Annotated in this window: 8 protein-coding genes and 2 pseudogenes; 9 read left to right on the top strand and 1 reads right to left on the bottom strand. The window is 45.0% G+C overall.

Annotation, left to right across the window (positions count from 1 at the left end):
- The 6 genes from ureB to F6K20_RS00730 form a co-directional block, all read left to right on the top strand.
- On the top strand, positions 1-225 hold a 225-nt coding region (gene ureB / locus F6K20_RS00755), incomplete at its 5' end, for an urease subunit beta (RefSeq protein WP_287293375.1).
- Positions 226-407: 182 nt separating this feature from the next.
- Entirely contained in the window at positions 408-2,126 is a 1,719-nt protein-coding gene (gene ureC, locus F6K20_RS00750) for an urease subunit alpha (protein ID WP_044492188.1), read from the top strand.
- 38 nt (positions 2,127-2,164) lie between these two features.
- Positions 2,165-2,290, top strand: a complete 126-nt coding sequence (locus tag F6K20_RS00745) for a hypothetical protein (RefSeq protein WP_267875558.1) — start codon at positions 2,165-2,167, stop codon at positions 2,288-2,290.
- A gap of 315 nt (positions 2,291-2,605) precedes the next feature.
- Positions 2,606-2,920: a TMEM14 family protein gene (locus tag F6K20_RS00740; protein ID WP_008179418.1), complete on the top strand. Its 315-nt coding sequence runs from the start codon at positions 2,606-2,608 to the stop codon at positions 2,918-2,920.
- 55 nt (positions 2,921-2,975) lie between these two features.
- Entirely contained in the window at positions 2,976-3,131 is a 156-nt protein-coding gene (locus tag F6K20_RS00735) for a hypothetical protein (protein ID WP_287256307.1), read from the top strand.
- 121 nt (positions 3,132-3,252) lie between these two features.
- Positions 3,253-3,591, top strand: coding sequence for a hypothetical protein (locus F6K20_RS00730; protein ID WP_287293374.1), 339 nt, complete (start codon positions 3,253-3,255; stop codon positions 3,589-3,591).
- Between the two features lie 172 nt (positions 3,592-3,763).
- On the opposite strand, the gene F6K20_RS00725 is transcribed toward F6K20_RS00730, so the two are convergent.
- Positions 3,764-4,342: a TetR/AcrR family transcriptional regulator gene (locus F6K20_RS00725; protein WP_287256309.1), complete on the bottom strand. Its 579-nt coding sequence runs from the start codon at positions 4,340-4,342 to the stop codon at positions 3,764-3,766.
- Positions 4,343-4,569: 227 nt separating this feature from the next.
- Between F6K20_RS00725 and F6K20_RS00720 the strand changes: the two genes are divergently transcribed.
- From F6K20_RS00720 to F6K20_RS00710, 3 genes and pseudogenes are all read left to right on the top strand, one after another.
- A complete protein-coding gene (locus F6K20_RS00720) occupies positions 4,570-5,172 on the top strand; it encodes a pyridoxamine 5'-phosphate oxidase family protein (RefSeq protein WP_287293372.1) in 603 nt (200 codons plus the stop codon).
- 91 nt (positions 5,173-5,263) lie between these two features.
- Positions 5,264-5,635 (top strand): annotated as a pseudogene (locus F6K20_RS00715) (alpha/beta fold hydrolase); the annotation flags it as partial.
- Between the two features lie 137 nt (positions 5,636-5,772).
- Positions 5,773-6,276, top strand: a pseudogene (locus F6K20_RS00710) (alpha/beta hydrolase); the annotation flags it as partial.
- Between the last annotated feature and the right edge of the window lie 57 nt (positions 6,277-6,333).

Raw genomic sequence — 6,333 nt, 5'->3', positions numbered from 1 at the left:
TGCCCTATTCAAGTAGGGTCTCACTTTCACTTCTTTGAAGTCAACGAAGCTCTCCAATTTGACCGGGAAGCTACTAAAGGCATGCGCTTAAATATTCCAGCTGGCACCGCTATCCGCTTTGAACCGGGAGACGAACGAGAGGTGGAATTAGTCACTCTTGTCGGTAGCCGTCAGGTGTACGGCTTCAATGGCAAAATTAATGGTCAACTTGATCGGTCAACTTGATATTGTCAACTTGATATACAGTTACTATTTTTTTTCTAAAGCAAGCGCTACCCAGAGGTAATCCCAGAGTTTGGCCGAGGGGATAAAATTCCCCATTACCCATTACCCATTACCCATTACCCATTACCCATTACCTATTACCCATTACCCATTACCTATTACCCTTAATCAAGGAGTTGTTGATGAGTTATCGTATGGATCGTCGTGCCTACGCCGAAACTTATGGTCCTACCGTAGGCGATCGCATCCGCTTGGCTGATACAGAACTAGTGATCGAAGTGGAACAGGACTACACCACCTATGGTGATGAAGTTAAATTCGGTGGTGGTAAAGTGATTAGAGATGGGATGGGACAATCCCCCATCTCCCGCGCCGAGGGTGCTGTGGATTTGGTGATCACTAACGCCCTAATCCTGGATTGGTGGGGTATTGTTAAAGCCGATATTGGTATTAAAGATGGCAAAATAGTCAACATTGGCAAAGCTGGAAATCCCTACATCCAGGACAATGTCACTATTATTATTGGTCCTAGCACCGAAGCAGTTGCTGGGGAAGGCATGATTGTCACCGCTGGGGGGATTGATGCTCACATTCACTTTATTTGTCCCCAACAGATTGAAACTGCGATCGCATCTGGTATCACTACTATGATTGGCGGTGGTACAGGTCCAGCCACTGGCACTAACGCCACAACCTGTACTCCTGGTGCTTGGAATATTCACCGGATGCTGCAAGCTGCGGATGCATTTCCTGTGAATCTAGGGTTTTTAGGGAAAGGCAATAGTGCCAAACCCGAAGGATTACAGGAACAAGTGATAGCGGGTGCGATGGGATTGAAGCTGCACGAAGACTGGGGCACTACTCCAGCCGCTATTGATACCTGTTTAAGTGTGGCGGATCAGTTTGATGTCCAGGTGGCAATTCATACCGATACCCTTAATGAAGCCGGGTTTGTGGAAAATACCATTGCTGCCTTTAAAAACCGAGTCATTCACACCTACCACACCGAAGGAGCAGGGGGCGGTCATGCTCCAGATATTATTAAAGTTTGTAGTGAAGCTAATGTATTGCCCTCTTCTACCAATCCTACCCGTCCCTATACCGTTAATACCCTAGAAGAACATCTGGATATGCTCATGGTGTGCCATCACCTAGACCGGGGCATTCCTGAAGATGTGGCCTTCGCTGAGTCCCGGATTCGTCGGGAAACTATTGCTGCCGAGGATATCCTTCATGATTTAGGGGCTTTTAGTATGATTGCCTCTGATTCTCAAGCCATGGGACGGGTGGGTGAAGTGATTATCCGTACCTGGCAGACAGCCCACAAAATGAAAGTGCAACGGGGAGTGTTATCCACCACTACTGGGGAAACTGGGGAAAACGACAATTTCCGAGCCAAGCGTTACGTTGCCAAGTATACGATTAATCCTGCGATCGCTCACGGAATTGCTAATTATGTCGGTTCCATCGCAGAAGGGAAGCTAGCGGATTTGTGTCTGTGGCGTCCAGCCATGTTTGGAGTCAAGCCAGAGATAGTGATTAAAGGTGGTGCGATCGCATGGTCCCAAATGGGTGATGCCAATGCTAGTATTCCCACACCCCAGCCGATTCATATGCGTCCGATGTTTGGTAGTTTTGGTGGTGCGATCGCAGCCACATCCGTTACCTTTGTGTCCCAAGCTGCCTTAGACCAAGACATCCCAGCTCAAATTGGCTTACAAAAATCCGCTGTTGCCGTTTCCAACACCCGCAACTTGAGCAAGACCGACATGAAACTCAACGACGCCTTGCCACAGATTGAGGTCAATCCAGAAACTTATGAAGTCAGAGCTGATGGGGAATTATTAACATGCGAGCCCGCAACGGTTTTACCCATGGCACAGCGTTACTTCTTATTTTGATTAGTTGCTAGTCAATCACTAGAGCATTTCTCATATTAATGAGGTACACAATATTTTTTTATGTTGCCTTTTGCCTCTTGCCTCTTGCCTCTTGCCTCTTGCCTAAAATTAAAAATGTACCTCACCAAGTTCATGTAGGGTGGGCAGTGGATCAGACAGATTGACCAAGCTTGCCAATCCCGTTGCTAGGCACTGCCCACCCTACGATTAATGACTGCATCCAATCTCCCTACTCCTGACATCTGGCACCAGTCTCAATCAGCTTGGTTCATGTAAGGTGGGCAGTGGATCAGACAGATTGACCAAGCTTGCCAATCCCGTTGCTAGGCACTGCCCACCCTACGATTAATGACTGCATCCAATCTCCCTACTCCCTACTCCCTACTCCCTACTCCCTAATGTTAAGTTTTCTGCTGACTTGACCAAAGAAGTATCGAGCTAGAGGTATAACTGAGTTCAGTTTGACAAAAAATTTAATGATGAATCTAAGTATTGCAGCAGTACTCTTATACGGCATCTTAGCCCTGATTGGGGGAATCATGGGCTATGCTAAAGCCAAAAGCAAAATATCTCTCATTTCTGGTGTAATTAGCGGTTTATTGCTAATATTTGCTGGAATAATGCAGCTTCAAGAACAACCCTGGGCACAAACCTTAGGGATAGCCGTAGCAGCTGCACTGGTGATTGTCTTTGCGATCCGGCTCGCTAAAACTCGCAAGTTTATGCCAGCTGGACTCATGATCATTGCTGGTGTGGTGTCTCTAGGGGTGATGCTTTATCCAGCTATGGCTTAAAACCATGCTTGGATAGTCCCCCCTGAATGCATTTGATCAACCAGAAAAGCACACCATGGGTTTTTACATACAGATACCGGATAAACTAACCGATAGACGTTCTCTGAGTCTATCCGGTATCTGTGTATATCGGTCTCGTGCTGATAAGGGCAAAATGCCAACAGTCTTAGCCCCTGAACTTCCTTTGAGCTTAGTTTTATTCCTGTCTTAGTTGTTCAGTATAAATCGTATCTATTAATCTTATCTATTAATGGTATGATTGGACTAGAAACCCCTATAGCCTAGGCGGTGCTTTACCTGTAACCTTAGTTATAGTACTACTTATTAGTCAAGTGTCTCTCACCACAGATATCTATTATAACTCAACCAGTCCAGCCATCGCCAGGACTGCTAACGGCACCCGTAACTTGGTTTTTGAAGAATTAGCCGAAGTGAGTCCGATGGATCAAACTGTTTCTCTAGTGTTCATCAATCCCCAAGAGCCTAGTTATGAGCCTAGTTATTCTTATTTCCAAGAAGTCCAGTTTAACAATCCCATAAATCTGGAAAATGTGGTCAGACCGACAGTCAATTTTCTTGAAAACCCTCAATCTACCCTACCTGTCGAGAATCTCGTTATTGGTGTTGTCCTAATTTCCATCTTCTCTTTCATATTTATGAAGAGTTCTTGAAAGCTGAAAACCCCCGTGCTTGGCGCGGGGAAAAAAGCGACAACTCGATAGTTGACTTGGTCATAGTTGATCTTGATTTAATCTACACCATTGACGCAACGGTTTTTTGATTGACCCTCAACCGTCCACAAACCAGTGCGATCGCATTTCCCTATTCCCTCTTCTGACTTCCCTACTCCCTTCTCCCTAATAATGCTGAAGCAACGGTTTTCCCTTGTGCTGCTGCTATGGAGTTACCCTCCATCATCGCTACAACAATTGAGCCTTGCACAAGCAGTAAAAACTGTCGAGCCAATAATTCAGGATCAGTAATGCCTGTAGCCTGAGCCAGATCCAGAATATAGGCATAAACCGCTTGTTGGTGCTCCAAAGCCGCCTGATAACCTGGGTGATTGGGCTTGGCCAACTCTACAGTAGCGTTAATGAAAGCACAGCCCCGAAAATCTGGAGCCTCAAACCATAATTGAAGCACATCAAAGATTGCTAATAGACGCTCTTTGGGATCTGAACTATGTTGGGCAACAGTTTCTATAAACCAGGCACGCCAGCTCTCGCCCCGCTGTCGTAGGAATGCTTCAATCAGAGCATCCTTCGATTTGAAGTGGTTGTAAAGTGACATCTTGGCCACACCAGACTCGGAAATGATGCGATCAATCCCCACATTCTGAATACCCTCTTTGTAAAAGAGCTCAGAGGCTTTCTCTAAAATGCGATCGCGAACTGGTTTACGAGATGAAGTCAATTTGGTCATGGTTACTGAATCAGATTTGAATAGACAAGTCTGTCTAGTTTAGGCTAACACTTTCCCCTCCTCAGTGTCCTGTGACTATCGGGCACTGCTTAACAAAACTTTACAAAAAAATCAGCGGAAAATCCTTGACTTTATACAGACCTGTCTATTAACCTAATAAGAGACAGACCGGTCTACATAAATACAGCTTACATAAATAACGGTCTAGATAAATAAGGGGATTTCTGATGGCACGACAATTTACCAATATTGCTTTTACCCCTGGAGTCAAAAACGCTCAAACCCGCTACGGCTCTCGGGAAATTTATGACCAATTCGCCAAACGAGGCATCAGCACAGATACTCTGACTGCTAAAGAAACAGAATTTATCGCTGCACGGGATAGTTTCTATATGGGTACGGTCAACAGTAACGGTTGGCCTTACATCCAGTTTCGTGGAGGGCCCAAAGGATTCCTCAAAGTTCTGGATGATAAAACCTTGGGTTTTGTAGATTTTCAAGGAAATCTGCAATACATCAGTGTCGGTAACTTGTCTGAAAGCGATCGCGTTTTTCTATTTTTGATGGATTACGCTCACCGTCGCCGATTAAAGATTTGGGGAAGGGCTCAAATTATTGATAACGACCCACAACTGCTCAATCAATTAGCCGATCCTAATTATCAGGCGGAATTGGGACGAGTATTCATAATTAAAGTCGAGGCATTTGACTGGAATTGTCCCCAACATATCCCGATTCGTTATTCAGAAGAAGAATTTGCCCAAATGAAAGCTCCCCTAGAAGCTCGCATTCAAGAGTTAGAGAAACAACTAGCTCAACTTTCTCCCTAAAATTGAAGCTCTCCTCATCTAGTTTGAACTGTAAAAACTAAATCAATTATCACCAAGGAACGTAATCATCATGACTAACCTAAACACCACAATGCACAAAACTATTGAGATTGTTCGCGTAGCGTGGCCTTTTGGCCATGGAGTTAATATTTTCTATCGGGAAGCTGGCTCCAAAAACGCCCCTACCATCCTCTTGTTACATGGATTTCCTACTTCTTCCCACATGTTCCGGAATCTAATTCCCGCCCTTGCAGACGAATTCCACCTGATTGCCCCAGATTATCCTGGTTTTGGTGCCAGTTCCATGCCGAAGGTTGATGAATTTGAATATAGCTTTGATAAATTGGCAGATATCGTCGAAAAGTTGACGATTAAATTGGATTTACAACAATACTTTCTCTATGTGATGCACTATGGCGCACCAGTAGGTTACCGTCTAGCCAGCAAATATCCCAACAAAGTGCTAGGGCGTGTCTTCCAACTCGGAGATCCCCCGTTGGTCCCCCTTAAAAAAGGGGGACTTTGAGTATGGCTCCCCCCTTTTTTAAGGGGGGCTGGGGGGGATCATAATCTTGCCGAAAACTTTGAAAACACGCCCTAGGGCTGATTGTGCAGAATGGTAATGCCTATGAAGAAGGTTTGCGAGAGTTTTGGGAACCACTCAAGGCTTACTGGCAGGACAAAACTCCTGAAAATGCTCAAGTTCTAGCGGATTTTCTAACCCTCGAATCGACTAAGTGGCAATACACTAATGGAGTGCGCAATCCAGAAACCATTGCTCCAGACAATTGGTTCCACGACCAATATTTGCTCGACCGTCCTGGCAACAAAGAAATTCAATTGGAACTGTTTTACAGCTATGGTACTAACCCGAGTCTCTACCCACAATGGCAGGAATATTTCCGTCAGTTTCAACCTCCAACCCTAATTGTTTGGGGCAAAGGTGACTACATCTTTCCCGAAGAAGGAGCCCATCCCTACAAGCGGGATCTCAAAAACCTCGAATTCCATATCCTAGATACCGGTCATTTTGCCCTTGAGGAAGATCTAGAGTTGATTGCTAATTACATTCGCAACTTTGTTCGTTCTAATTACCCTAAGTAGTCAGGAAAATTAGTCAACCATAATTAGGTATAATGACAGTATAAGTAGTCGGACAAA

Source organism: Moorena sp. SIO2C4 (assembly GCF_010672485.1).
In the GTDB taxonomy this organism is placed as follows: domain Bacteria; phylum Cyanobacteriota; class Cyanobacteriia; order Cyanobacteriales; family Coleofasciculaceae; genus Moorena; species Moorena producens.
The sequence above is the reverse complement of the archived record's forward strand: the minus strand, read 5'-3'. Positions and strand labels throughout refer to the sequence as shown.

What these genes read in the sequence shown, in the direction of transcription:
- ureC (WP_044492188.1), top strand. Translation starts at nt 408, where the DNA reads ATGAGTTATCGTATGGATCGTCGTGCCTACGCCGAAACTTATGGTCCT.
- F6K20_RS00745 (WP_267875558.1), top strand. Translation starts at nt 2,165, where the DNA reads ATGAGGTACACAATATTTTTTTATGTTGCCTTTTGCCTCTTGCCTCTT.
- F6K20_RS00740 (WP_008179418.1), top strand. Translation starts at nt 2,606, where the DNA reads ATGAATCTAAGTATTGCAGCAGTACTCTTATACGGCATCTTAGCCCTG.
- F6K20_RS00735 (WP_287256307.1), top strand. Translation starts at nt 2,976, where the DNA reads ATGGGTTTTTACATACAGATACCGGATAAACTAACCGATAGACGTTCT.
- F6K20_RS00725 (WP_287256309.1), bottom strand. Translation starts at nt 4,342, where the DNA reads ATGACCAAATTGACTTCATCTCGTAAACCAGTTCGCGATCGCATTTTA.
- F6K20_RS00720 (WP_287293372.1), top strand. Translation starts at nt 4,570, where the DNA reads ATGGCACGACAATTTACCAATATTGCTTTTACCCCTGGAGTCAAAAAC.